Annotated in this window: 1 pseudogene; it reads right to left on the bottom strand. The window is 69.7% G+C overall.

Annotated features, from left to right (window positions below):
- A pseudogene (locus CCN29_RS36315) lies at positions 1-340 on the bottom strand (threonine synthase); the annotation flags it as partial.

Here is a 340-nt window from a genome sequence, read left to right as displayed (position 1 = left end):
AAGGAGTGCGTGGGGTTGCCGGAGTCGTCCTTGACGAACAGCTTGCCGGCGTCGACGCCCAGTTCACGGGCGAGGTTGTCGGCCTGGACGAGCTTGGTCCAGCCGGGGTTGATGTTCGGCTTGTCGGCCACGTCGGCCGGGACGGGCAGCAGGGGCGCGTAGCGCCAGATGTTCGCGGGACCCGCCTCGATGCGCTTGCGGAGCTCCTCGGTGTCGTACCCGGAGAAGTCGTAGGCGATCTCCAGCGGGCCGAAACACTCCTCGCAGGCGAAGACGGGGCCGAGGGGCACACGGTGGCCGCACTCTCGGCAGGACAGCGCGGCGGCCGGACCCAGGTCGA

Source organism: Streptomyces pseudogriseolus (genome assembly GCA_002154585.1).
In the GTDB taxonomy this organism is placed as follows: Bacteria; Actinomycetota; Actinomycetes; order Streptomycetales; family Streptomycetaceae; genus Streptomyces; species Streptomyces pseudogriseolus.
This window is presented reverse-complemented; position numbering and strand designations above follow the sequence as displayed.